General features: G+C 63.1%; 26 protein-coding genes. 13 read left to right on the forward strand and 13 right to left on the reverse strand.

The window, feature by feature from the left end:
- Positions 1-21 precede the first annotated feature (21 nt).
- A complete protein-coding gene (locus KBY74_RS02365) occupies positions 22-240 on the reverse strand; it encodes a CP12 domain-containing protein (RefSeq protein ID WP_106501514.1) in 219 nt (72 codons plus the stop codon).
- A gap of 142 nt (positions 241-382) precedes the next feature.
- Between KBY74_RS02365 and KBY74_RS02370 the strand changes: the two genes are divergently transcribed.
- Positions 383-793 (forward strand): hypothetical protein, encoded by a 411-nt coding sequence (locus tag KBY74_RS02370; RefSeq protein WP_254941339.1) that lies wholly within the window; start codon positions 383-385, stop codon positions 791-793.
- A gap of 16 nt (positions 794-809) precedes the next feature.
- Here the strand turns inward: KBY74_RS02370 and KBY74_RS02375 are convergent, their stop codons facing one another.
- A complete protein-coding gene (locus KBY74_RS02375; RefSeq protein ID WP_254941340.1) occupies positions 810-974 on the reverse strand; it encodes a Nif11-like leader peptide family natural product precursor in 165 nt (54 codons plus the stop codon).
- A gap of 208 nt (positions 975-1,182) precedes the next feature.
- Between KBY74_RS02375 and KBY74_RS02380 the strand changes: the two genes are divergently transcribed.
- The 3 genes from KBY74_RS02380 to KBY74_RS02390 all read left to right on the forward strand — a co-directional run bounded on the left by KBY74_RS02380 (position 1,183) and on the right by KBY74_RS02390 (position 2,553).
- On the forward strand, positions 1,183-1,530 hold the full coding sequence (locus KBY74_RS02380) for an RNA-binding protein (protein ID WP_106501512.1): 348 nt from the start codon (positions 1,183-1,185) through the stop codon (positions 1,528-1,530).
- Between the two features lie 105 nt (positions 1,531-1,635).
- A complete protein-coding gene (locus tag KBY74_RS02385) occupies positions 1,636-2,232 on the forward strand; it encodes a triacylglycerol lipase (RefSeq protein ID WP_254941341.1) in 597 nt (198 codons plus the stop codon).
- A gap of 99 nt (positions 2,233-2,331) precedes the next feature.
- Positions 2,332-2,553, forward strand: coding sequence for a hypothetical protein (locus tag KBY74_RS02390; RefSeq protein ID WP_254941342.1), 222 nt, complete (start codon positions 2,332-2,334; stop codon positions 2,551-2,553).
- On the opposite strand, the gene KBY74_RS02395 is transcribed toward KBY74_RS02390, so the two are convergent.
- The 5 genes from KBY74_RS02395 to KBY74_RS02415 form a co-directional block, all read right to left on the reverse strand.
- A complete protein-coding gene (locus KBY74_RS02395) occupies positions 2,550-3,401 on the reverse strand; it encodes an acyl-CoA desaturase (RefSeq protein ID WP_254941343.1) in 852 nt (283 codons plus the stop codon). The genes KBY74_RS02390 and KBY74_RS02395 overlap by 4 nt on opposite strands.
- A 55-nt stretch (positions 3,402-3,456) precedes the next feature.
- Positions 3,457-3,729, reverse strand: coding sequence for a cell division protein SepF (locus KBY74_RS02400; protein WP_254941344.1), 273 nt, complete (start codon positions 3,727-3,729; stop codon positions 3,457-3,459).
- A 49-nt stretch (positions 3,730-3,778) separates the two neighbouring features.
- Complete coding sequence (locus tag KBY74_RS02405) at positions 3,779-4,900, reverse strand: glycosyltransferase family 2 protein (RefSeq protein WP_254941345.1); 1,122 nt, start codon at positions 4,898-4,900, stop codon at positions 3,779-3,781.
- A gap of 78 nt (positions 4,901-4,978) precedes the next feature.
- Positions 4,979-5,356, reverse strand: a complete 378-nt coding sequence (locus tag KBY74_RS02410) for a hypothetical protein (protein WP_254941346.1) — start codon at positions 5,354-5,356, stop codon at positions 4,979-4,981.
- A 229-nt stretch (positions 5,357-5,585) separates the two neighbouring features.
- Entirely contained in the window at positions 5,586-6,785 is a 1,200-nt protein-coding gene (locus tag KBY74_RS02415; protein WP_254941347.1) for an NAD(P)-binding protein, read from the reverse strand.
- Between the two features lie 58 nt (positions 6,786-6,843).
- Here KBY74_RS02415 and KBY74_RS02420 point away from each other — a divergent pair, with 58 nt between their 5' ends.
- The 6 genes from KBY74_RS02420 to bioA all read left to right on the forward strand — a co-directional run bounded on the left by KBY74_RS02420 (position 6,844) and on the right by bioA (position 9,539).
- Entirely contained in the window at positions 6,844-7,272 is a 429-nt protein-coding gene (locus KBY74_RS02420) for a DCC1-like thiol-disulfide oxidoreductase family protein (RefSeq protein WP_254941348.1), read from the forward strand.
- A 13-nt stretch (positions 7,273-7,285) separates the two neighbouring features.
- Complete coding sequence (locus KBY74_RS02425) at positions 7,286-7,651, forward strand: hypothetical protein (RefSeq protein WP_254941349.1); 366 nt, start codon at positions 7,286-7,288, stop codon at positions 7,649-7,651.
- A gap of 93 nt (positions 7,652-7,744) precedes the next feature.
- Entirely contained in the window at positions 7,745-7,903 is a 159-nt protein-coding gene (locus KBY74_RS02430; RefSeq protein ID WP_254941350.1) for a hypothetical protein, read from the forward strand.
- Entirely contained in the window at positions 7,873-8,082 is a 210-nt protein-coding gene (locus tag KBY74_RS02435; RefSeq protein WP_254941351.1) for a hypothetical protein, read from the forward strand. The genes KBY74_RS02430 and KBY74_RS02435 overlap by 31 nt, the downstream gene beginning before the upstream one ends.
- Positions 8,054-8,269: a sigma factor-like helix-turn-helix DNA-binding protein gene (locus KBY74_RS02440; RefSeq protein WP_254941352.1), complete on the forward strand. Its 216-nt coding sequence runs from the start codon at positions 8,054-8,056 to the stop codon at positions 8,267-8,269. Before KBY74_RS02435 ends, KBY74_RS02440 begins: the two co-directional genes overlap by 29 nt.
- Before the next feature lie 4 nt (positions 8,270-8,273).
- Positions 8,274-9,539 (forward strand): adenosylmethionine--8-amino-7-oxononanoate transaminase, encoded by a 1,266-nt coding sequence (gene bioA / locus KBY74_RS02445; RefSeq protein ID WP_254941353.1) that lies wholly within the window; start codon positions 8,274-8,276, stop codon positions 9,537-9,539.
- On the opposite strand, the gene KBY74_RS02450 is transcribed toward bioA, so the two are convergent.
- From KBY74_RS02450 to KBY74_RS02475, 6 genes are all read right to left on the reverse strand, one after another.
- Positions 9,478-10,698 (reverse strand): cation:proton antiporter, encoded by a 1,221-nt coding sequence (locus tag KBY74_RS02450; protein WP_254941354.1) that lies wholly within the window; start codon positions 10,696-10,698, stop codon positions 9,478-9,480. The genes bioA and KBY74_RS02450 overlap by 62 nt on opposite strands.
- A gap of 32 nt (positions 10,699-10,730) precedes the next feature.
- Positions 10,731-11,132, reverse strand: coding sequence for a fasciclin domain-containing protein (locus tag KBY74_RS02455; RefSeq protein ID WP_254941355.1), 402 nt, complete (start codon positions 11,130-11,132; stop codon positions 10,731-10,733).
- Between the two features lie 10 nt (positions 11,133-11,142).
- On the reverse strand, positions 11,143-12,447 hold the full coding sequence (locus KBY74_RS02460; protein ID WP_254941356.1) for a CO2 hydration protein: 1,305 nt from the start codon (positions 12,445-12,447) through the stop codon (positions 11,143-11,145).
- Positions 12,444-13,916 carry an NADH-quinone oxidoreductase subunit M gene (locus KBY74_RS02465; RefSeq protein ID WP_254941357.1) on the reverse strand — a complete coding sequence of 491 codons (1,473 nt, stop codon included), beginning with the start codon at positions 13,914-13,916 and terminating at the stop codon, positions 12,444-12,446. The genes KBY74_RS02460 and KBY74_RS02465 overlap by 4 nt, the downstream gene beginning before the upstream one ends.
- Positions 13,913-15,820, reverse strand: a complete 1,908-nt coding sequence (locus KBY74_RS02470) for an NAD(P)H-quinone oxidoreductase subunit F (RefSeq protein ID WP_254941358.1) — start codon at positions 15,818-15,820, stop codon at positions 13,913-13,915. Before KBY74_RS02470 ends, KBY74_RS02465 begins: the two co-directional genes overlap by 4 nt.
- 478 nt (positions 15,821-16,298) lie before the next feature.
- Positions 16,299-16,985 carry a DedA family protein gene (locus KBY74_RS02475; RefSeq protein ID WP_254941359.1) on the reverse strand — a complete coding sequence of 229 codons (687 nt, stop codon included), beginning with the start codon at positions 16,983-16,985 and terminating at the stop codon, positions 16,299-16,301.
- A gap of 58 nt (positions 16,986-17,043) precedes the next feature.
- On the opposite strand from KBY74_RS02475, the gene KBY74_RS02480 reads away from it, so the two are divergent.
- The 3 genes from KBY74_RS02480 (at position 17,044) to KBY74_RS02490 (ending at position 21,067) form a co-directional block, all read left to right on the forward strand.
- A complete protein-coding gene (locus KBY74_RS02480) occupies positions 17,044-18,438 on the forward strand; it encodes a potassium transporter TrkG (protein WP_261360227.1) in 1,395 nt (464 codons plus the stop codon).
- A gap of 22 nt (positions 18,439-18,460) precedes the next feature.
- Positions 18,461-19,165 (forward strand): TrkA family potassium uptake protein, encoded by a 705-nt coding sequence (locus KBY74_RS02485; RefSeq protein WP_254941361.1) that lies wholly within the window; start codon positions 18,461-18,463, stop codon positions 19,163-19,165.
- Positions 19,166-19,258: 93 nt separating this feature from the next.
- Positions 19,259-21,067, forward strand: a complete 1,809-nt coding sequence (locus tag KBY74_RS02490) for an SLC13 family permease (RefSeq protein ID WP_254941362.1) — start codon at positions 19,259-19,261, stop codon at positions 21,065-21,067.
- The last annotated feature ends 3 nt before the right edge of the window (positions 21,068-21,070 follow it).

The following is a 21,070-nucleotide window of genomic DNA, read 5'->3' on the forward strand; positions in this document are numbered from 1 at the left end:
AACGAACAACTGAGCCAGGGCTCAATCGTCGTAGACGAGGCAATTGACATCCGATGGGTTGAGGTCACAGAACACCTCAAACGGTGTTGGAGCCTCGGTTTCCTCAGGATGGCGCACCTGAAAATCCTGCAGCTCCTTGATCTGCTGCTCGATCTTGCGGGCAACGGCCTGATCTCCCCGCTCCGTGGCCTCCGCCAGAGCTGAGCGATAGGTCACCAACTGGTCAACAATGCTCGACATGGCGCTGGCTCCCTGGAAAGGAGTTGTGAGCGAACGGCTGAAAATTTAGTCCCGGCAAATGCTTGTGGGGCAGCCCCATCCGCCAACGGCAACAGAAGACCTAATGCGTGTCAGTTTCCACACTGAATCCGCGCCCCTCGCCATGGTGTGGCGACTCACAGAGATTTCCGTGGCAGACGCTCCATACCTGGTGGCCCTGGCCCTAGTCGAACTCGATGGCAAGCGTGCCCTGCCCCTAACCGGCAAGTCCCAGAGGGAAGCCAGCGGCGGCGAACCCGGCGAAGCAGGCCGCACCCTTGCCCTGGAGCTGCTGCTGAGGCTGTGGCAGCGCAGTGACGAGGGTGCCCTGCGGCGCGCCGCTGCTGAAGACAGCCTGTTGCTGTTGGAGATGCCGCTCGAAGTGATGAGCGAGCGGTTGCCATTGATCAAGGCCGACTGGATCGCCGGTGGCACAACTGAAGAGTTGCTAGCCAGCCTGAAGCAACTGGCCCAGCGGCGCTGGCGGATCGGCATCGTCAAATACCAGCCCGCCACCTTCACGCCCTGGCCCTAAGCAGGCGCGACTGCGCTCAGGGACGCTGGGCGCGGGACCAGGAAGCAGGAGAAAAGGCATGGCCCTGCTCCAGGGCAATCGCCACGACCGCGTCGACACTGCCGGCGGCATCAACCCGGGCCCTTAGGGCCGTATCGGCATCAACCTTGACCATGAAGGCTGTGAGCTGGGCTTTCGACATGGCGATGCAAGGCTTGGAACACCCCATCCCTAGCCAGGGTTTGATGATTTGGCATCACACCGCTGGTCACGGCACATCCTGTGAGGGGCAGTTTCGACGAAAGCGTTAGGCGGCCATGTATGGTAAGAAGTGATTCAAAGATTTCTCTCTAGCGAGCTGACCACTTTCTGTTGGGCCGTCGAAGGATCAATTCATAGTTTCTGAGTTCATGACCATTTACGTCGGCAATCTTTCCTTCGATGCGGAAGCGGAAGATGTCCAGCATCTGTTCAGCCAGTACGGACAGGTGAGCAAGTGCAGCCTCCCCCTCGACCGCGACACCGGCCGCAAGCGCGGTTTCGCCTTTGTCGAAATGGCCAACGAGGCCGAAGAGACCAAGGCAATTGAAGATCTCCAGGATGTTGAGTGGATGGGTCGCGCCATCCGCGTCAACAAAGCTGAGCCCCGCGGCAGCGGTGGCGGTGGCGGCGGTGGTGGTGGCGGCGGTCGCCGCGACTTCGGCGGTGGCGGTGGCTACAACGGTGGTGGCTACGGCGGTGGCGGCAGCCGCTACTGAGCCCCGCTCGCAAAAGCTGATTTCCTGGTCACTCAGGTGATCCATTGGCCGTCCCTTCGGGGGCGGCTTTTTGATGCAAACCAACCAGCTTCTTAGCCTGAGCCCATGGCAAGCGCTCCTCCCTTGGTGCTGGTGCACGGTCTGTGGGACACGCCACGCCTGTTTGATCGCCTCAAAATCCAGCTGGATGAGCGGCGATCCCCACTGCTTATCCCCTACCTACCCAATCGCCTCGGTGCCACTCCGATCCTGGAGTTAGCTCACCGGCTGGGCCGCCAAATCGAAGCAACCTTTGGTCCCCACACCCAAATCGACCTGCTGGGCTTCTCAATGGGTGGCGTGATCGGCCGTACCTGGATCCAACTTCAGGGCGGCCGATCGCGCACCCGCCGCTTCATCAGCGTCGGTAGCCCCCAGCAGGGCACTCTCACAGCTCAGCCCTGGCCAAGCTGGCTGCTGGCTGGCATTGCCGACATGAAATGGGGCAGCCCGCTGCTGCGCCAGCTCAACACAAATCTCGAGGGGCTAGACGGCGTGGAATGCTGCAGCTTCTACTGCGCTGCCGACCTGATGGTGCTGCCTGGTTGGCGCGCCGTATTACCGCTGGGCCCGCGGCAGCCCTTGCCCGTGCGCACCCACCAGCAGCTGCTGCAACATCCCGCGGCGCTGGAGCCACTGGTTGCCGAATTGCTGCGACCCTGAACTGGCTTACACACCCTGGCTTAACTCACCCCAGCCATCAATTTCTCTGAAACTCTGAAGGCTGGCGCAATTTCCAGAAATTGGATCCAGAATCCACCTATGGATGATCCCATCGCTTCGGGTCGTTATCGCGTACGCGCTGCCGTAGAACGCGAGCAAAGCGTGCCGCTGCAGGTGCAAGCAGCTCGCTTCAACACCAGAGACGACGCAGAAACCTTCGCCCATTTGGTAGCCCACGATCAGCACAAGAATGTGGTTGTGGAAAAGCTGGCTCCAGGAGGTTGCTGGCTGCAGTTGAGCCTTGTGGCCTGCGCTTTTTAGCTCTCAGCGCCGCGGGCAAGCAGGGCGTGATTACTGGGGATCCTTAGATCCCAGGCCCAGCCGCAACGCTCCAGCAGGCGGATAAAGCGGTAGGTGGGATCTGGCAATAGCCGCACTCGCCCTTGCCGCAGGGTGATTCCCTGACGCACCGAAGCTTGGAAAGCGTGGTGAAGATTGTGCCAGCCCTCGCCCAGGGTGATCACGGCCACAAACAGGTTGTTGCGGCTGGCATCTCCGGTGGCGAAGGGCTGATCACCTTGCAGGTGGGCCAGGGAATTAACGCTGGCCACCCCGTGATAGAGCACTGTTGTGCTTAGGCAGAAGGCCGCCAGCCAAGGCAGTCCGCCCAGCTGCCAAGACAGCCCGGCCAGCAGCAGCACGGGCACAAAATGGAGCCTGTCGATCAGGCGCAACACCGGATCTGCCTCCACATCGGCCGGCAGGGTTGTGGGGAAAAAACTTGAAGACAACAACCAACCAACCTGGGAGCGCCACAGGCCCCTCCATCCCGCTGAAGGAGCAAGGGGGGTGTGGGGGTCGGCGCAAGTGTCGACGTGGCGGTGATGGGTTTGGTGGTGGGCCTTCCACCAGCTAGGGCCCATCTGACCTGCCGAAGCCCCCACAAAGGCACCGATCCAGGCAACGGGACGGGGCGCCTTGTAGCTGGAGTGGGTGATCAGGCGGTGATAGATGGCTGTGGTGGCCAGCATGCGGACCAAGTAGAGCCCCAAAGCCCAAAGGGCCGCACCGAGGCTGAGACCGGTCCAAAAGAGCAGCAGGCAGCCGAGGTGGGCCGCAATCGTCAGGACGGGCCCGAGGGAGTACAGAAAGCGACGTAGACGGGGCACTCAGCCCACTCCCAGAATGGGTTTGAGCCTAGGAGGCAGAGCGGTGCAGCCTGGATCACGGCGGTGCGGGATCCCGCCGCAAGGCCACCATCTCTGGGACGAAAACGAAGGTGAGATCGTCGAGGCATTCGGCCTGTCCATCGATAGCGCTGACACCACCAGCCACGAAATCAATCAACCGCTGGGCCTCGCTGCGCTCCATCGCCCCGGCGTGCACCAGCACGGTCTTGCGCTCGCGCAGGTGGTGCACGATCCACTGCGCCTCCTCGAAGCGGGTGGGGTGAAACACCACCACTTCGGGCATCCATTCGTTGAATGGGCTGGGCATGCCTGGGGAAACCCCGCTGGCGGTGGGCACTCAACGTATGGGGCTATTGCTACATGTGCAAGGAGCGACCCCGCCAGGTCCAGCCCCGGCCGCTGAGGGTCTTGATCACAGACACCGGGGCCATGGCGCCGATCAACAGCCCACCCAGACCCGCCAACCACCACCAGTTGAGGGGAGTGCCGAAATGGCGACGACTCCAGAGCCGGATCGCCAATTGCAGCGCGATGGCCAGCAGGGCCGCCAGGGCCGGCAACCAGGACAGGGGCAGGGGCGATCGCCAGGCCAACAGAAGGGCTGGGGGCAGCAACAACCAGGGAATGGCGTAGAGCTGCAGCACCACCGCACCAGCCGCCAAGGCCTTCGCCACATCACCATCGAGGCCAAGCAGCCAGTTTTTGGTCCAGCCTTCCCAGAGAGAGGCCAAGTCTCGGTACATGCGCAGGGTCAACCAGTCGAGCCCCAGCAGGTAGCGCAGGCGGAAGCCCTGGCCCTTGATCGCCCGAGCCAGGGCGAGATCCTCCACCACCTCGCCGGCCACGGCAGCGTGGCCACCAATGGCTCTGTAGGCCTGGCTGCGGAACAGCAGAAACGGACCCGCCGCAAAGGCCAAGGGATCGCAGGGATCATTAGCGCGCTCAATTGGAAAACCCAGTCCCAGCAAGCTGGCGATGATCGGCTGCACCAGCCACTCGGCCAGGCAGCCACAGGTGAGCCGCGGCGCCAGGGTGAGCAAATCGGCCCCGTGGGCAATGGCGTCTGTCAAGGCGGCCCGCAGCGCTCCCGGAGCGACGCGCACATCCGCATCGATGAAGACCAACCAATCGCTTTCGAGCTCGCTGCTGGCGCGAAAACAGGCCCAGTTTTTACCCACCCAGCGCTCTGCCGGGGGACGGGCACCCGCCGACAGCAGGCCAAAGCGTGGATCGCCTGCGCCCGCCTGCAGGGCTAAGGCCGCAGTGGTGTCGCTTGAGTCGTCATCAACCACCATCAATGCCCAGTTCTCACATGGCGCCTCGCTGGCGAGGATTGCCCGCACGCAGTCGCTGATGTTGTCCGCTTCGTTGTAAGCCGGCACCACCACGGTGCAGGAGGTAGGGGCAAGGGAGCTTCCTGATGGAGCTGGTTGTAGAGCTGGGGCCGCACTGAAGCTGCGCTCCAGTAGGACCAGCATCACCGCCAGACCGAGGCAGGAAACCAGCCCCCAGCCACTGACCAGCGCGATCCAGATGGAGGTTGAAGGTCCCAGGATTCAGCAGCTCCGCTGTCGCAGCAAGCGATCAGCCTCGGCGCGGCGACAAACCCGACGAAAGGGTGCAAGGCCAATGCCGAACAACTCCTCAAACAGCCGATTGGCTGCCATCACCGAAGCCAGGCCACAGCGGTGCACCTGCTGCTCAAGGGTGGTTTGCGGTTGGGCTGCAATCCCCTCAAATAGCCGGCTGAGTCGAATGTGCTGGAGCGTCTGAAACGGTGTCTTACCGCGGCAGTGGTCAAAGCAGAGATCGAGCCACTCAGCACTCACCCCGATCGAATCAGCCACCACCTCCAGCTCGATCTGCTCGGAAAAATGATGGGCGAAGTAGTGGGCAGCCCGGTTCACCACATCAAGTTGCTGGGCAGGAACCACGGGAAGGCTCCGGCAACGGCGCGGCGGGCCGTGAACAGCACTGCTGAGTGCCGCTTGTGGTGAAAGGGGCCGCATCGCAGTCCGGGAAGGTGATCGCCTGCAAGACATCCAAGACGTCTCACCTCCCAACTGATAGCCCCACCGCAGCAATGGCTGCAATCGCAATCAACACCGTTTGGGCGATCTGTAGCAAGGCTGCACCTATCGCAATGATCGGCAGCACGCAGCTTTAGGCAAGTGCACAAAGCTCGTGGGCCAGCTGTTCGCCGCTGCGCAGGGCACCCTCAATCCGCCCAAATCCCACCCCGGCGATGAAGTCGCCGCAGAATCCCACCCGGCTGCTTGGGCAGCAACTGAGTTCGGAGGGCAGCCCGGGCGCCAGGGGAAAAGCGGCACCCCAGCGCATCAGCTGGCGATCAGCCGTGGCGAGGTTTAGTCCAGGCAACCAGGGGGCCATCACCTGCTCAAGAGCGGTGGTGAGGGCAGTGATCACCGTATCTTCGCGGCCCTCATCGGGGGGCAGCTGAAGCATGCGGGCCACGGCGGAATGGGTGCCATAGACATCAAGGTGATCGGCGGCAAAGGAGTGGCTGGAATGGGCCACCACGGCGCAGCGCCCGTCGGCCAAGGGCTGAACGGTGATCCGCTGCAGCCCCCAGCGCTGCTGGGCTGCAGCATCGAAATGAAGCAGGCTGAAAGGAAGACTGGCCCAAGGTCCTGCCGCGGCTGCCTCAAGCAGCACCAGCAGATTGCTGCGGGCCTCAGCGCGGATGCCGGCGATCACAGTGAGGGCATGCTCCAGTCGGAGGTCGCCCAGTCGTTCTGCGGCCTGCTTGAGGGGCACCTCCTCCCAGCCAAAAATCTGCCTGCTGCGCGGATGGGCCAGCAGGGTGCTGCTCAGCACAAGCCAATGGGCCTGCCCCAGCAACTCCCCCTCCCGATCCAGCAGCTGCCAGAGACCATCCTTCCAATCGAGGTGGCGCACCAGGGTGCCGTAGTGGGGCTGCCACGCTTCGCCAGCCTCGCCGGCCAGGCTCAACAGTCCTTTGCAGAGATGATCCATGCCACCCCGACCCCGGTAGAGCTGGCCGAGCCCCAGGGCATCAGCCTGGCCTGGCCGCAGGGTCGCTTCCCCCTGAAGCTGGGCGATCAAACCAGGCCACGGCTCAATCCAGCCCCCCGCCAGCAGGGGCTGCAACAACAGCGGCTCCGTTGCGCCGGTGATGTTGAGCAGGGGCGCCCCGTGATCGATGCGCAGCCCATGATCCTGGCGGAAGCGCCGGGTGCTGGCCCGTCCGCCCGGGCCTCGCCCTGTCTCCCAAAGGCTGAGGGCTCCGGTGTAACCCAAGCGGCGCAGCTGGGCAACGAAAGCGCAGCCCGATACCCCGGCCCCGATCACGGCGATGGATTCCGGGCCCGAGCTGGGCATACACAACAACTAAACCGCTAGGCCTTCAGGATGACAGCGATCTCCAAGGCTGCAGCCGATGATTGGCCCCCCGGCACTTGACCATCCGGTACTGGTGTTTGACGGCGGCTGTCCCTTCTGCCGCCATTTCGCTGAGCTGTCAGAACTGCGCAGTGGCATCCCGAACTTGGCGATCCGCGATGGCCGCAGCGATCACGAACTGCGGCGGCAGCTGCGGCAGCAGGGCTGGGACCTGAGCCAGGGTGCCGTGGTGTTGGCAGAGGGCCGGGTGCTGCATGGAGCCGAGGCGATTCAGTGGATTTGCAGCCGGCTGGAGCCCAGCGCCACCCTGCTGCAGCTGCTCGGCCCGATCCTCGCCACACCGGGGAGAGCAAAGCGCCTTTATCCGGCGCTGCTGCTGGCCCGGCGCCTCGCCCTGGCCGTGCAGGGATTACCTCTGGATCCGGACCAACCAGCTGGGCAGGCTGCAACAGGTAGCGTGAATTGATAAGGGAGTGGCTGTGGCGCGGTTTTTAGTGGTGCTCAAACCCGGCGTGCCGCTGGATGCCGCCGCCATGCTGGAAGCCCTCCAGCCTGTATTGGAGGGGCTCAGAGCGGAGATCGAGCACCGCACACCAGCCCACCTCAGCGCCATGATCCGCGGTGGCGGTGAAACCCAGCGCATGCAGCTGTTCGCCGATGTGCAATCAAAAGCAGATGGCAAGGTGCTGGAGCTGGTGCTGCTGAGTCGCGAAGCCATGGGCACTACCGCCCCCCACACCCGCGAGGTTTTCAAGCAGCTGCTGGAGTTGATTCAGCGGCATGTGCCATCCATGCCTCTCACCTTCCGCTCCGACCGGGACGGCCCACTGCCAATCGGAACCTGAGCCGATCAGAGCCTGAGCCAATCGAAACCCGACCGACCATCCCCGAAATTTAATAAAGGCTTAGGATTTGGTGGTAGGTCCTGGATTTGCTCCGTGAACGAGAACCACCCCGTGCTGCTCTCGCTTGACGCGGAGCTGGATCAGCTGCGGAGCGCCTACATCCAACAGCCCAACGAGCAGACCCGCTACCAGCTGGTACGCCTCGAACAGCTGATCCAGCAGTGGGCACCTGGTCGCTCCAGCAACGGCTGAAATTCCTCAGGGATTACACCACGGGCAGTGGCCCGGATCGGCTGCGGAGAGTCCGTCATGGCGGGGGCGCTCCACCTACACGATGCGATCCCGGCCAGGGCTACCGCTTTTCCACCTACGCCACCTGGTTGATTCGCGACGCCATCAGCAATGCCCTGGCGGCTTCAGCTGCTCGATGAACTGCCAGAACAGGAGGCCGAACTGCAGCGATTGCGCTACGGAATCGCTGCAGGGGAACCTTTGAGCGTGAGCTCCACGGCTCGGCAGATGGGAAACACACGAGACACGGCCCGAGGTTTAGAACGAAGGGCCAACGCAACTATCCGGAGACTTTCGGTGCGCTTCATTGATCACCTTGAAGCCTGACCCTGTGACCTGGCACCCCCACCTCTGGCACCCCACCACCCAGGTGGCCAGCAGCCCCGAGCCGCTGCAGGTGCGCGCGGCCCGAGGTAGTGAGCTGGAGCTGAGTGATGGTCGCCACTTGATCGACGCCATCAGCAGCTGGTGGGTGACCCTGCACGGCCACGCCGAGCCAGCCATTGCGGCGGCGATCGCCCGCCAGGCCCAGCAGCTGGAGCAGGTGATCTTCGCCAACTTCAGCCACGAACCCGCCGAGCAACTCGCCACCCGACTCAGTGCGCTCACGGGCCTCGAGCGGCTGTTCTTCTCAGATAACGGCTCCACCGCCGTGGAAGTGGCCCTCAAGATCGCGTGGCAGTGGTGGCGCAACCAGGGCAGCGAACGCCGCCAGGTGATCTCCTTTGAGGGGGCATACCACGGCGACACCTTCGGAGCGATGGCCCTGGGGGAGCGCTCCCTGTTCACCGACCCCTATGAGCCGCTGTTATTTGCCGTAGCCCGGGTGGCCTGGCCCCACAGCCACTGGGGCGACGACGCGGTGGAGCAAAGAGAACAGGTCGCCCTACGCCAGCTCGAACAGGCCCTAGAGACGCCCACCGCGGCAGTGATCCTCGAACCCTTGATCCAGGGGGCGAGCGGCATGCGGGTGGTGCGGCCGGCCTTCCTGCGGGCCGTGGCCGAGCGGGTCCAGGCTGCCGGATCCCTGCTGATTGCCGATGAGGTGTTCACAGGCTTCGGCCGCACCGGCGACCTGTTCGCCTGCCGCCGGGCTGGCATACAGCCCGACCTGATGGCCCTTTCCAAAGGCCTCACCGGTGGCTTCCTGCCGATGGGGGCAACGATGGCCAGCGAGCGCCTCTACCAGGGGTTCATCAGCGAACGGCCGGAGGCCACCTTCTTCCACGGCCACAGCTTCACCGCCAATCCCCTCGGATGTGCAGCTGCCCTTGCCAGCCTGGATCTGCTTCAGGCCAACCCCGAGCGCTTCCAGCAGTTCGAGGTGCGCCACACGCCACTGCTGGAAGAGCTTGCCGCCCACCCGCTCGTGCGGCGCCCCCGCTGCGTCGGCACCATGGCGGCCTGGGATGTGGACGCCGGCGAAGCCAGCTACCTCAATCCCGTCGGCAAACAGATCCAGCGCCAATGCCTGCAGCAGGGCGTGTACCTGCGCCCCCTGGGCAACGTGGTGTACCTGCTGCCGCCCCTGGGCATCAGCGAAGACCAGCTTGATCGCTGCTACGCAGTGGTGAAGCAGGCAATGGACACGCCATAGCTGCCAAACGCCGGCCCAGCAAAAGCAGGCCCAGCACGGTGGTGCCACTCACCATGAGCACAAGGGCGGAGAACTGGGCGGCGGTGATCACCCCACTGGCCAAGGCAGTGGAGGCAAACACCAGACCAGGCAGGCCCCGGGGGATAAGGCCAAACACCACCACCCAGCGATCCACCCCGGCCACCTGATCCCGGCCGCTGATGCCAAGCCCGCAGATCAACTTGCAGCCAATCGCCAGCAGCAAGAGCACCAGGGCCAGCCACCAGGCCGAGGGCTGCAACAGGGTGCCCGCCTGGATGCGCATCCCCACCCCTAGGAAATAGAGGGGCAAAAACACCTCCGACAGCAGGGCCAGGTTGCCCCGAAGCTCGCGGGCCTCGGTGCTCCCTTCCCCCATGGGCGCCAGGCGATTGAAAAGCACCCCACCCCAGAGCGCCCCCAGCAGGCTGGTCACCCCGGTGACCTCACCGATCCAGCTGCAGCCGATCAACAGCAGCAACATTCCTAAGGGCCCCGGTTGCCAGGGCCCGTGGCGCCGCAACCACCAGCTCGACAGCGGCACGCTCAACAGGGCCAAGGCTGGGCCGAGCAGCACCAGCCAACCGGACCCGGCCGTAGCCGCGCCACCGCCCAGGCGGGTGCCCGCCAACAGCAGAGAGCAGGTGAGCAGGCCGATCGCGGGCAGATCGTCGAGCACCGACACCCCCACAAGCAGGCGACCGGAGGGGGTTTTCAAGGCACCGAGCTGGCCGAGGGCCCGCAGGGTCACCCCGGTGCCGGTGGCGCTGAGCACGGCCACAAAGAGCAGGGTGGTGGCAGTGGAAAGTCCAAATGCCTGCTGCAGCGGCCACCAGGCCAGCAGCGGCGTTAGCGCCGACAGCAACACCGTGCGCAGCACTGCCGCTGGCCGGGAGCCCAACAAGCCGCCGCGCACCTCCAGACCCACCTGAAAAAACAGGGTGAGCACCCCCAGCTCCAGCAGACCGGAGAGGGAGCGGATCTGCTCAAAAGGCAGCACGGTGTTGCCCAGGGCAAAGCCAACTCCCAGCTCCAGCACGATCGCCGGCACTGCCCAGCGGGCGAGCCGGGTGGCCGTCAACCGGGCCAGCAGGGCCCCCACCAACAACAGCAGCAGGGTGGTGAGCAGGGAGGAACCCAAGGGAGCCAGCGGGGCGAGGGTGGCGAAGGTGATCAGCCCGGCAGGATCACGCGATCAATCACGTGCACAATGCCGTTGTCGCAGGCAATGTCTGCGGTTACCACTGTGGCGTTCTTCACCTCAAAGGGCTCGCTACGGCGGATCGGGATCGGAGCCCCCTCCAAGCTCGGCCACTCGGCCTGGGCCACCAGGGCCTCGCGGGTGTAGGCACCAGCCAGCACGTGGTACTTGAGGATTCGAGCCAACTGGGGTGGGTTGTCTACCAACGTTTGCACCGTGCCCGCAGGCAGTGCAGCAAAGGCATCGTCCACCGGGGCAAACACCGTGAAGGGGCCCGGGCCCTCCAGGGCGCCGCGCAGGCCGGCGGCATCGACGGCCGCCAGCAGGGTGTTGAAGGCGCCGGCGGCGAGGGCGGTTTCCAGAATCGTGGCCATGGCAGCTCTCCTAGCGGTAATCCTGGGTTTGAATGTCGGGAAGGCGCGCCTCGGGCCGCAGGAAACGATCCATCTGGGCCTCAAAGAAGCGGCGGTTGGCCGCAAGATGCTCCGGGTCGGTGTCGTCGAGGGGATAGAGCAGGGCGCAGCGGAGGGCCTGGATTACCGCCGAGGTGACGTTGTACATCGAGCGCTGAAAGGTGATGCCCAACTGGATCAGTTGATCTTCTTCGCCGCGGCGATGCTGCTTGTAGAGCTCCTGCAGATAGGGGGGCAGGAAATGCAGCATGTCCTGCATCAGCAGGGTGGGCGGAATGCCGGCGGATCCCACCGGGAACACATCGGCATAGAGGATGCCGTAGTGGAAGTCGGCTTGATCGGCCGGCACCTGTCCGGCCTGAGCGTTGTAGCTCTTGGTGCCGCGGAACGGTGAGGTGCGGTAAAACACCGCCTCCACATAGGGCAACGCCGCCTCATAGAGCCAGGTGAAGCCCTCGCTCTTGGGAATGATCTCGAAGCACTCGCCCCGGATGAACACATGGTGGTAAATCGGCCGCCCCGCCACCGCGAAGATGCCGTTGACGAGGAAGTCCATCGCCTCGGGAACGGAAGTGAGCTTCCCCTCGTCGTAGAGGTCGCTCATCTCGAAGAACACCGGTGCCATCACCTCCCAAAATAGGCCGAGGTTGGCGTAGAAGGAGAGTTGCTTGACTTGCTCCATAAACATATCCGGGAACAGCTTATAGAGCCCCAGCATCACCAAATTGCCCTTGAAGTAGGCCTTGATCGCCCGATCGGCATTGGCCTTGTAGACGTCGCTCTCCAGGAAGTCGTTGAAGCGGCCGCCCATGCCCTGGTGCCAGAACATGGCCTGCATGCAGGCCTCGGCGAATTCCATGTTCACCCGGTCGTGCCAAAGGTGATGCAGCAGCTTGGGCATGCGGCGGGTCTCACCCCGCTCCATAAACTCCAGTAGCTCCGGATGGGCCTTTTCACCGCCGCGCCAGATACGCAGCTTGGATTGATCACCGGAGTAGCTATTGGGGAGATCGAGATACTCCTTAGAAATAAAATACTTGAATGCGGGAAGCGGATTGAGAAATACCCGCTCAGCGATATACAAAAGATCGCGCCAATAAAAATCCATCGGCACGGCGTAGGCCTTATAGATACCGATGATCTGCTGCAGGTTCTCGGGGGTATCAGGCAGCATTGATCCTCCCGCCTCAAGCCGGTGGATCACCTCTGCGTAGGGATGGGTTGAGGGAGGAATCAGGGGTGTGCGGACACCCGGGGTCGAAACGATGGGTGTCATACGGGCAGTTGGGTGCGGAGGGCAAGGGCAGCGGTGGCGGTTTCACTCCAGCCGGTTAGTCCTAGGGGCCATAGTCCGGTAAGTAGCACCAGCAGGGTGAGCACAACGGCCGGCAATCGCTCGCCCAGGCTGGTGCCCTGCCAGTCAGCTCGGGAATTATCGAGCCGGCCAAAACCAACCCGATTGAATAGCCGCACCGCATAAACAGCAGTAAAACCAGAGGCCACCAGGCACACCAACGTTGCCCTAGGAAAGACGGTCCAGCTGCCCTCAAACACAAGAAGTTCTGCAGGGAAGCCAGCCAGTCCAGGAATGCCAGCGGCGGCCATCAGGGCAAGCAACAACAAACCCATCGTGAAGGGCAGGCCCCTAATCGGATTGAGCAGGCCGGATAGCTCGGCAATAACGGTGGTCCCGGTCTTGCGCTGGATTAGCTCAACGCAGGCAAATAGCAGGGCCACTATTAAGCCGTGAGCAATCACCTGAGCCATCACCCCCTGCAGGCTCAAGGGGGTAGCGGCAGCCAGAGCCAATACCAGCAAGCCCATATGGCCAAGCGAGCTGTAGGCCATCAGGCGGCGCATATCTGTAGCCGCAACAGCGTTAAGGGCGCCATACACGGCGCTAACGGCACCAGCAGCAGCGATCCAGGGGGAAAAAGCTGTCCAGGCGTCTGGCAATAGGCCCACACCAAAGCGCAGCAGGCCGTAGGCACCAAGCTTGGAAACGGCCCCACCAAGCAACATCACCACCGGAGCAGGGGCCTGGCTGTAGCTGAACGGCTGCCAACCGTGCAGCGGCACCACGGGCAACTTCAGGCCAAAAGCAAGCAGCAGCAGGGCCAGCACCCAGGCCTGGGCAGCTGGAGCGAGGGGCGTTGCCGCCAGGGCCTCAAAACTGAAGCTCACGGTGCTGGTGGCAGCGCCCTGACCCAACCAACCGAAGGCCAGTACCCCAGCAAGCAGGCTGAGGCCAGAAACGGCGCCATAAAGCAGGAAGCGGGTGGCAGCTCCTGCTCGTCGCTCCCCTCCCCATATAGCCACCAGCAGCGTGGTGGGGATCAACACCAGCTCAAATGCCAGCACAAACAACAAGGCATTGCGGGCGAGGAAGGCGCCCACCACCCCGAAGTTGGTGGCAAGCATTAAGGAGAAGTAGAGGCGCGAGCGGCCCTGGTCTGCAGGAGAGGCCAACACCGCCATAGCAGTAAGCAGGGCGGTGAGCAGCACCAGGGGCAGGGAGATGCCATCGAGACCGAGCTCCAGGGCAAGGCCCAGGCGAGGCAACCAGGTAAGGCTGAGGTCGGCGGGGGGCTGCAGCCAGCAGTACACCCCAACCAAAAACTGGGCCAGGGCGGCCAGGGCGGCCAGGGAGCGCACCAAGGCGGGACGCCCCTCCGGCAATCGGGACAGCAGCAAACCCGCAACCCCGGGGATCAGCAGCAGTAGCAGCAGCGGGGAAGAGGTCACGGCAGCAAGGACAGGGGTAAGGGTGCGGGGCTGGCCAACAGCCAGGCAGCCATCAGCAGCACCCCCAGCACCAGGCTGAGGGCGTAAGCCTGGGAGCGGCCGGAGGTGGTGAGGCTTAGCCGGCGGGCTCCAGCCATGGCTGCGGCCCCGGTGCCACCGCTGAAACCATCCACCAGGCGGCTATCACTCCAGGCGCCAAAGCGGGCTAAGGCCAGCACCAGAGCCACCACGGTGCGGTGATAAAAGCGCTCGGTTTGCATGTCGTGGGCGAGCCACTCCTGCAGGCCTGAGAGGGCCTGGGGCAGCCGGGCCAGGCCGTGGGGCCGCAGGTAGAAGGCAGCGGAGAAACCCCCTCCCACCAGGGTCGATACCAGCAGAGGCCAGGCCAGCGGCCCCCAACCGGGCAGGGGAGTGAGGCTGAATACGCCATTGCGCACCAACAATTGAGGCAGGTGCAGCTCCATACCCATCAACACGGTGGTGGGCAACACCATCAACCACAACACCTCGGCGGAGCGCTGGGTGAAGGGTGTGGGGCGACCGCCCCAGATTTGGCCGAATACACGAATCAAGCCTGCGCTGATCAGGCAATTGGTGAGCAGCACCAAGCCACCCAGCAGCCAGGGATGGCCGCTGGCTGCTGTGAGAGCAAGCAGCTCGCGCAAGGCGGCAAAACTGGCGAAGGGAGGCAGTCCCATCAGGCCAGCTGCCCCGGTGAGGAAGGCCAGGCCCATAAGCGGCCGCCGGCTCCAAAGCCCACCCAGCTGGGTGAGGTCCTGGGTCACGTTGCTGATCACGATGGTGCCAATGGCCATCAGGATCAGGGCCATCGGCAGCGGATAAACGAGCAGCAGGTGATCGGCCACCGCTGTGCCACCCAAACCCACCGCCACAAACAGCAAACCAAGCCAGCTGCTCACCAAGAAGGAGAGGGCTCGCTTTACATCCACCTGAGCCAGCGCGATCAACGAGGCCACCACCGCCGTGGTGCCGCCAACGGCAACCAGCACGGCCTGCACCAGCGGGCTCAGTTCGATGAGGGGCTCCAGGCGCAGCAGCACCCAGGCGCCACCAACCACCACTACCGAGTTGCGCAGCACGGTGGAGGGCAGGGGGCTCTCCATGGCCTCATCCAGCCAGAGGTGCAGAGGAATTTGGGCGCACTTGCCCATGGGGCCGGCGATCAGTGCTAGCAGGATCAACGTGAATCCAGCCGGCAGGGGTTGGCCGTTGTTGGTGAGATCGGCGGCCCATCCCTGCAGGCCATGAAAATTCCAGGTGCCGCTAACCGGCAACAGGGCAATTACCCCCGCTAGCAAGATCAGGTCGCCGATGCGCTTGGTGAGAAAGGCGTCGCGAGCCCCTTTCACCACCAGGGGTTGGTTGTACCAGGTGCCCACGATCAGGTAGGTGCCCAGGGTTAGCAACTCGAGAATTACGTAGCTGAAAAACACCGAATCTGTGAGCACCAGACCACACAGGCCAGCCTCAAAGAAGCTCAGGCAGCCAAAGAAGCGGGGCCAACCCCAGTCCATTTCCATGTAGCCGATGGCGTAGATCTGAACCAGCAGGTGCAAGCCGGTGATCACGGTCATGGCGATCAGTACTGGCTCGGTCACCAGCCCGTCGAAGCCGACCCTTAGACCTGCCGTCTCGAGCCAGGTCCAGCTGAAGCTCACGGGCTTATAGAGGGCCTGGGCCCCAGCGGCGGCATTGGTGTGCAAGGCCGTTAGCGCTAGCAAGCTGTGGCTGAAGGCCACGGCCACCATGGCCAAGTTGAGGTAGCCGCAGGGGCGCGGGCCGGTGCGAGAGATCAACCCCGGCGACCAGGCCAGCGACAAAAGGGCCGCCAGCAAGGGATAGAAAGGAACCAACCAGGCGGTTTGAAGCAGAGCAACAGTCATCGTGTCAACCAGGTAATAGAAATCTCAACAGCTCAGGCATGTGAAAGATGACGAATACGCCTTCGGATCGGTAACGATAGAAACAGACGCATCGGCTTGGGGCGGCAAAAGTAGATCAAATCCAATCGGTGTCAGTAGAAGTGCTTATCAATCGTCGAGATCACTTGGAGTCCCTCTCAGCTCCATACTCCTCCACTCTTTAAAAACTTCTCCACTCTGTAAAAACCATGGCCTGCCCAAAATGCGGCTGCCGCCTACTCACCAAGGTGGGGCGCTCCAAGAAGATGCTGATCTGCAGCGATTGCAGCCACCCACTCGAACCATCATCTGATCAGCTTGCCTCCCAGTGGCGCCAGCTATCCACGTTTATGTTTGTGTTGATGGTGGCTGGAGTGCCTGTGTTCCACACCCTGGTTTCAGGGATGGTCAGCTCCATATCCACACCATCACATACGGAATCTCAAATAGAAAAGATCAATTAGCTGGGTCCACCAGGTTCTTGGCCTTCACTGCCAACTGCCCGGCTGCGTAGCTGCCACAGCCTCAGCAGAGCCAGCAGTGCGCAGATGAGCGCAATCTCCAACACCAGCTTGATCCCTCCGGCCCAGGGGGCCAGCAGACCCTCCAACTGGCCGTAAGCCTGGCCCATCTCCCTGCCCGCCAGGGTGAGCAAGGTGGTCCAGATCAGGCTGCCCGCTGTGGTCCAGGCGAGAAACTTCGCCTGGGGCATCAATTCAATGCCAGCCGGCACAGACACCAGGGTCCGCACCCCTGGGATCAGTCGTCCCCAGAACACCACCGCCGAGCCATGGCGGTTGAACCAGCGGCGGCTATTGGCTAGGTCATCTGGCTGGATGCCCAGCCAGCGGCCCCGGCTAGCCAGCCAGCCAGCGATCCGCTCCTCATTTACCCAGCGGCCAATGCCGTACCAAAACCAGGCACCCAGCACGGTGCCCACCAGTCCGGCCGCCACTGTGGGGAGTAATTGCAGCCGGCCCGCATGCACCAGATAGCCCGCGTAGGGCATCAAAACTTCTGAGGGAATCGGTGGGATGAGGTTTTCCAGCAGCATCACCAAAGCAACCGCTCCGTAACCGAGCAGGGGGTTGGTCTCCACCGCGGCGCTGATCAGGTCTGGCAGCCCGTCGATCAACTGCTGAATCAAAGGGAAAATCCAGGCGCAGAACTGTGATTAGGGTAGGCATCACAAACGCAACAACAGCCTGACCAGCACACCCTGGACCGCTCTTAAGACTTGGCGCCAGCGCCTCACGGTGCCCCAATTCACGCTGGTCACCGGCGCCCTGGTGATCGCCATCGGCACATTGGTGCTGGCCAGCCCCCTTTGCTCCACCGATGACGTGGGGCTATGGCAAGCCCTGTTCACCGTGACCTCGGCAATCACGGTGACTGGCCTTTCGATCATTGATGTGAGCCGCGATCTCACGGCCTTCGGCCAACTGACACTGGCGGGATTGATCATCACCGGCGGCCTTGGCCTAATGGCGATCACCACCTTTTTGCAGGGCTTCGTGCAGGGACATTCGGGTCTGCGCCACAGGCTTGATAGGGGCCGCGCCCTGGATGAATTCGGGGTAGGCGGCATCGGCCCAACCTTCAACAGCATCCTGATCACGGGCTTCTGTGTGATGGGGCTGGGCACGGTGGTGCTCTACGCCTTCGGCTTCACCGACATCGCCAACCCGCTTGAGCGCTTCTGGGCTTCTCTTTTTCACTGCATTAGCGCTTACAACAACGCCGGCTTCGGCCTCTGGGGCGACAACCTGGTGCGCTACCGGGATAACCCGGTGGTGAATGGCGTGATCGCCTCGATGATCGTGGTAGGCGGCATCGGCTGGCGGGTAATCAACGACCTCTGGACCAACCGTGCTCGCCTGCAAGGGCTGCGGCGGCTGAGCCTGCACACCAGGCTGGTGCTGCGCAGCACAGCCTTGTTAATCGTGTTGGGGGCCCTGGGCCTGCTTTTCACCGAACAATTCGCCGCCGGTGGCGTAATCGATAATCTGCAGTGGTGGCAGGATATCCAAGTCACCCTGTTCCAGTCGATCTCGGCGCGCACGGCCGGGTTCAACACCGTGCCGCTCTCGATTCAGACCTTCTCGGATGCGGGCCTGCTGCTGCTGGTCGTGCTGATGTTCATTGGTGCCAGCCCAGGCGGCACCGGCGGCGGCATCAAAACCACCACCTTTGCCACCTTGATGGGAGCTACTCGCTCCACCCTGCAGGGGAGGGAAGAGGTGGTGATTCACCGGCGTCAGATTCCCGACACTGTTGTGCTGCGAGCCGTGGGGGTCACCCTGGCATCAGCAATCTTCGTGATTCTGATGGCCCTGCTGCTGGGGATTGGCCCCACCACATCCGGGGAGCCCACCCGCACCAGCTTCAACTTCCTCGAAAAGCTGTTCACCTGCATGTCTGCCTTCGGCACCGTGGGCCTGGATCTGGGCGTGACCGCCCAACTCAACCGCTGGGGCCAGCTTGTGCTCATGGTGGGAATGTTTGTCGGCAGACTGGGCATCCTGCTACTGCTCTCAGCGATCTACGGCAACCGGCCCCAACCCCGCGTGGGCTACCCCCGCGAAGAGATCTACATCTGAATTCCCTAAACAGGCTCACTCCATGACGAACTGGTGGCATTGGAATCCGTCTGAAGGCGCCATCAAAGGTGGCTTCGCTGTAATCGGAGTGGGGCGATTTGGCTCCGCCGTGTGTAGCGAACTGATCAAGGCCGGGGCTGAAGTGCTGGCGATCGATGCCAGCCAGCGGGCCATAGATGAGCTGCGTCAAATCGACCCCGCCATCGAGGCGCGGGTGGTGGACTGCACCGACGAGGAAGCCCTGCGGGCCGCTGGCGTACTCGACATGACCACCGTGGTGGTGGCCATGAGTGAGCCGATCGAGGCCAGTGTGACGGCCACTTTGATTGTTAAAGACAGCCCCGGCAGCAAGGTGACGCAGGTGATCGCCCGGGCCACCAGTGATCTGCACATGAAAATGCTGCAGCGGGTGGGCGCCGATCGGGTGGTTTTTCCTTCAAAGATGCAGGGCCACCGCCTAGGCATGGAACTGGTGCGGCCCAACCTGCTGGAGCGGCTGCGCCTCGACGACCGCAACAGCATCGAGGAGATCCGGGTGCCCCAGGCCTTCATCGGCCAGTCGCTGCGGGAGATCAACCTGCGCAAGAACTACAACGTGAGCGTGCTGGCCGCCGGACCTGACAACCAGCTCACGGTGAACCCCCCCGCCTCCCACGTGCTCGAGGCGGGCGAGCTGCTGGTGGTGATGGGCGCCAGCGAAGCCCTTGCCAAACTGCCAGGCAGCTGAGATGCGCTGGCGCGGCCCAAACCAGTCCCCACTTAAACCCCCTATCCCGATCAGGGTACCGTGGTTTAAGGTCTCTATGTTCGAGGGATATTTGTGGCCGACCTTCTGCAGGCCTCACTCCAGCCCGGGGCTCTCATCACCCTGGTGGTGCTGGCTCTCTCAATCGTGCTGTTTGTGTGGGGAGTGATCCCCCCAGAAGTCACGGGCCTGCTAGCGGTAGGTCTGCTGATGGCCACTGGGGTACTCAAACCGGGAGAAGCCCTCCAGGGCTTCGGCAGCCCGGCCCTGCTTACGGTGATGGCCCTGTTTGCGATTTCAGCGGGGCTGTTTCGTTCCGGTGCCCTCGATCGCCTGCGCGGCTTGATCGGCTCCGATGCGGTGCGTAGCCCCAAGCGCATGATTGTGTTGTTGTCGGCAGTGGTGGGGCCGGTATCGGCCTTTGTGCCCAACACCCCAATCGTGGCCTCGCTACTGCCGGTAGTGGAGGGCTGGTGCCACCGCCGCCGCATATCTCCCTCCAAGGTGCTGCTGCCCCTTTCGTTTGCCACGGTGCTGGGTGGCACCCTCACCCTGCTGGGCAGCTCTGTGAACCTGCTGGCCAGCGAAGTCAGCGAAAAGCTCGGCTATGGCGCCTTCGGCCTGTTCAGCTTCACAAAAATCGGCATCGGCGTCTGGCTCGTGGGCAGCCTGGTGATGGCCCTGCTATCAGATCGCTTGCTGCCAGATCGCGGCAGCGATGACGATGACCTAGCCCGCGATATAACCAGCAGTGGCTATCTCACCGAGGTGATGATTCCAGCCAGCTCGGAATTGATCGGCCAGTCGTTGCATGGCAGCCGGCTGCAACGACGCTTCGATGTCGATGTGCTCGAACTGCATCGGGGCCCAGAACGTTTCACCCCACCCCTCGCCGACCGCCCCCTGCAGCAGGGAGACCGGCTGCTGCTGCGCTGCACCCGGGCCGATCTACTGCGCCTTCAGCAGGAGCAAATGGTGGTGCTTGCTCCCACCCCCGACAGCCCAGACACCGCAGATACCATTTCTGGCAGCCAGCGCATGGTGGAGGTGTTGCTGCCTTCCGGATCGAGCCTGGCTGGTGGCTGCCTGCGCGACCTGCGTTTCCGCCAGCGCTACAACGCCACAGTGCTAGCCCTGCGCCGCGGAAACTCCGTGCTTAGGGAGCGCCTTGGCAAGGCGGTGCTGCGCGAGGGCGATGTGCTGCTGCTCCAGGGGCCCAAGGACGCCATTCGCGGTCTTCAAGCCAACAACGATCTGGTGGTGCTGGAACAGCTAGAAGACGACCTGCCCACGGTGAGCCGCAAGCGCCTGGCCCTGGTGATTGCCGTGCTGGCAATCCTGCTGCCGAGCTTGGGACTAATTCCCCTTGTGGCCTCAGTGCTGCTTGGCACCGTGGCGATGGTGGCCACAGGCTGCCTGCGCAGCGGTGAACTGCAGCGCTCAATCCGACTAGATGTAATCCTGCTGCTGGGATCCCTGGGCAGTTTCAGTGTGGCCCTTGAGAAAACAGGCCTGGCCGAAGCCATGGCCAAGGGACTGCTCAGCGGCCTAGATGACTGGCCCATCTACTGGGCAGTCGCGGCAGTGTTCCTGTTCACCACGCTGCTAACCGAGGTGATGAGCAATGCCGCCACAGTAGCCATGGTGATTCCGATCGCCGGCAAACTGGCCATAGGCCTTGGCATTGCGCCGATGGCGCTGATCTTCACCGTGCTGTTTGGGGCCAGCCAGAGCTTTTTAAGCCCGGTTGGTTATCAAACCAACCTGATGGTGTTTGGCCCCGGCCGCTATCGCTTTTTGGATGTGGCCCGCTACGGCTTCCCCCTCACCGTGGTGATGACCCTGCTGGTGCCCCTATTGGTTTGCCGCCAATTTAGGATCTAGGCG

Source organism: Cyanobium sp. A1C-AMD, assembly GCF_024346495.1.
GTDB lineage: Bacteria > Cyanobacteriota > Cyanobacteriia > PCC-6307 > Cyanobiaceae > Cyanobium_A > Cyanobium_A usitatum.

Bases quoted from the DNA above. Each gene is read 5' to 3' on its own strand.
- KBY74_RS02365 (WP_106501514.1), bottom strand. From the start codon at position 240: ATGTCGAGCATTGTTGACCAGTTGGTGACCTATCGCTCAGCTCTGGCG.
- KBY74_RS02370 (WP_254941339.1), top strand. From the start codon at position 383: ATGGTGTGGCGACTCACAGAGATTTCCGTGGCAGACGCTCCATACCTG.
- KBY74_RS02375 (WP_254941340.1), bottom strand. From the start codon at position 974: ATGTCGAAAGCCCAGCTCACAGCCTTCATGGTCAAGGTTGATGCCGAT.
- KBY74_RS02380 (WP_106501512.1), top strand. From the start codon at position 1,183: ATGACCATTTACGTCGGCAATCTTTCCTTCGATGCGGAAGCGGAAGAT.
- KBY74_RS02385 (WP_254941341.1), top strand. From the start codon at position 1,636: ATGGCAAGCGCTCCTCCCTTGGTGCTGGTGCACGGTCTGTGGGACACG.
- KBY74_RS02390 (WP_254941342.1), top strand. From the start codon at position 2,332: ATGGATGATCCCATCGCTTCGGGTCGTTATCGCGTACGCGCTGCCGTA.
- KBY74_RS02400 (WP_254941344.1), bottom strand. From the start codon at position 3,729: ATGCCCAGCCCATTCAACGAATGGATGCCCGAAGTGGTGGTGTTTCAC.
- KBY74_RS02405 (WP_254941345.1), bottom strand. From the start codon at position 4,900: ATGCTGGTCCTACTGGAGCGCAGCTTCAGTGCGGCCCCAGCTCTACAA.
- KBY74_RS02415 (WP_254941347.1), bottom strand. From the start codon at position 6,785: ATGCCCAGCTCGGGCCCGGAATCCATCGCCGTGATCGGGGCCGGGGTA.
- KBY74_RS02420 (WP_254941348.1), top strand. From the start codon at position 6,844: ATGATTGGCCCCCCGGCACTTGACCATCCGGTACTGGTGTTTGACGGC.
- KBY74_RS02440 (WP_254941352.1), top strand. From the start codon at position 8,054: ATGCCCTGGCGGCTTCAGCTGCTCGATGAACTGCCAGAACAGGAGGCC.
- KBY74_RS02455 (WP_254941355.1), bottom strand. From the start codon at position 11,132: ATGGCCACGATTCTGGAAACCGCCCTCGCCGCCGGCGCCTTCAACACC.
- KBY74_RS02460 (WP_254941356.1), bottom strand. From the start codon at position 12,447: ATGACACCCATCGTTTCGACCCCGGGTGTCCGCACACCCCTGATTCCT.
- KBY74_RS02470 (WP_254941358.1), bottom strand. From the start codon at position 15,820: ATGACTGTTGCTCTGCTTCAAACCGCCTGGTTGGTTCCTTTCTATCCC.
- KBY74_RS02485 (WP_254941361.1), top strand. From the start codon at position 18,461: ATGACGAACTGGTGGCATTGGAATCCGTCTGAAGGCGCCATCAAAGGT.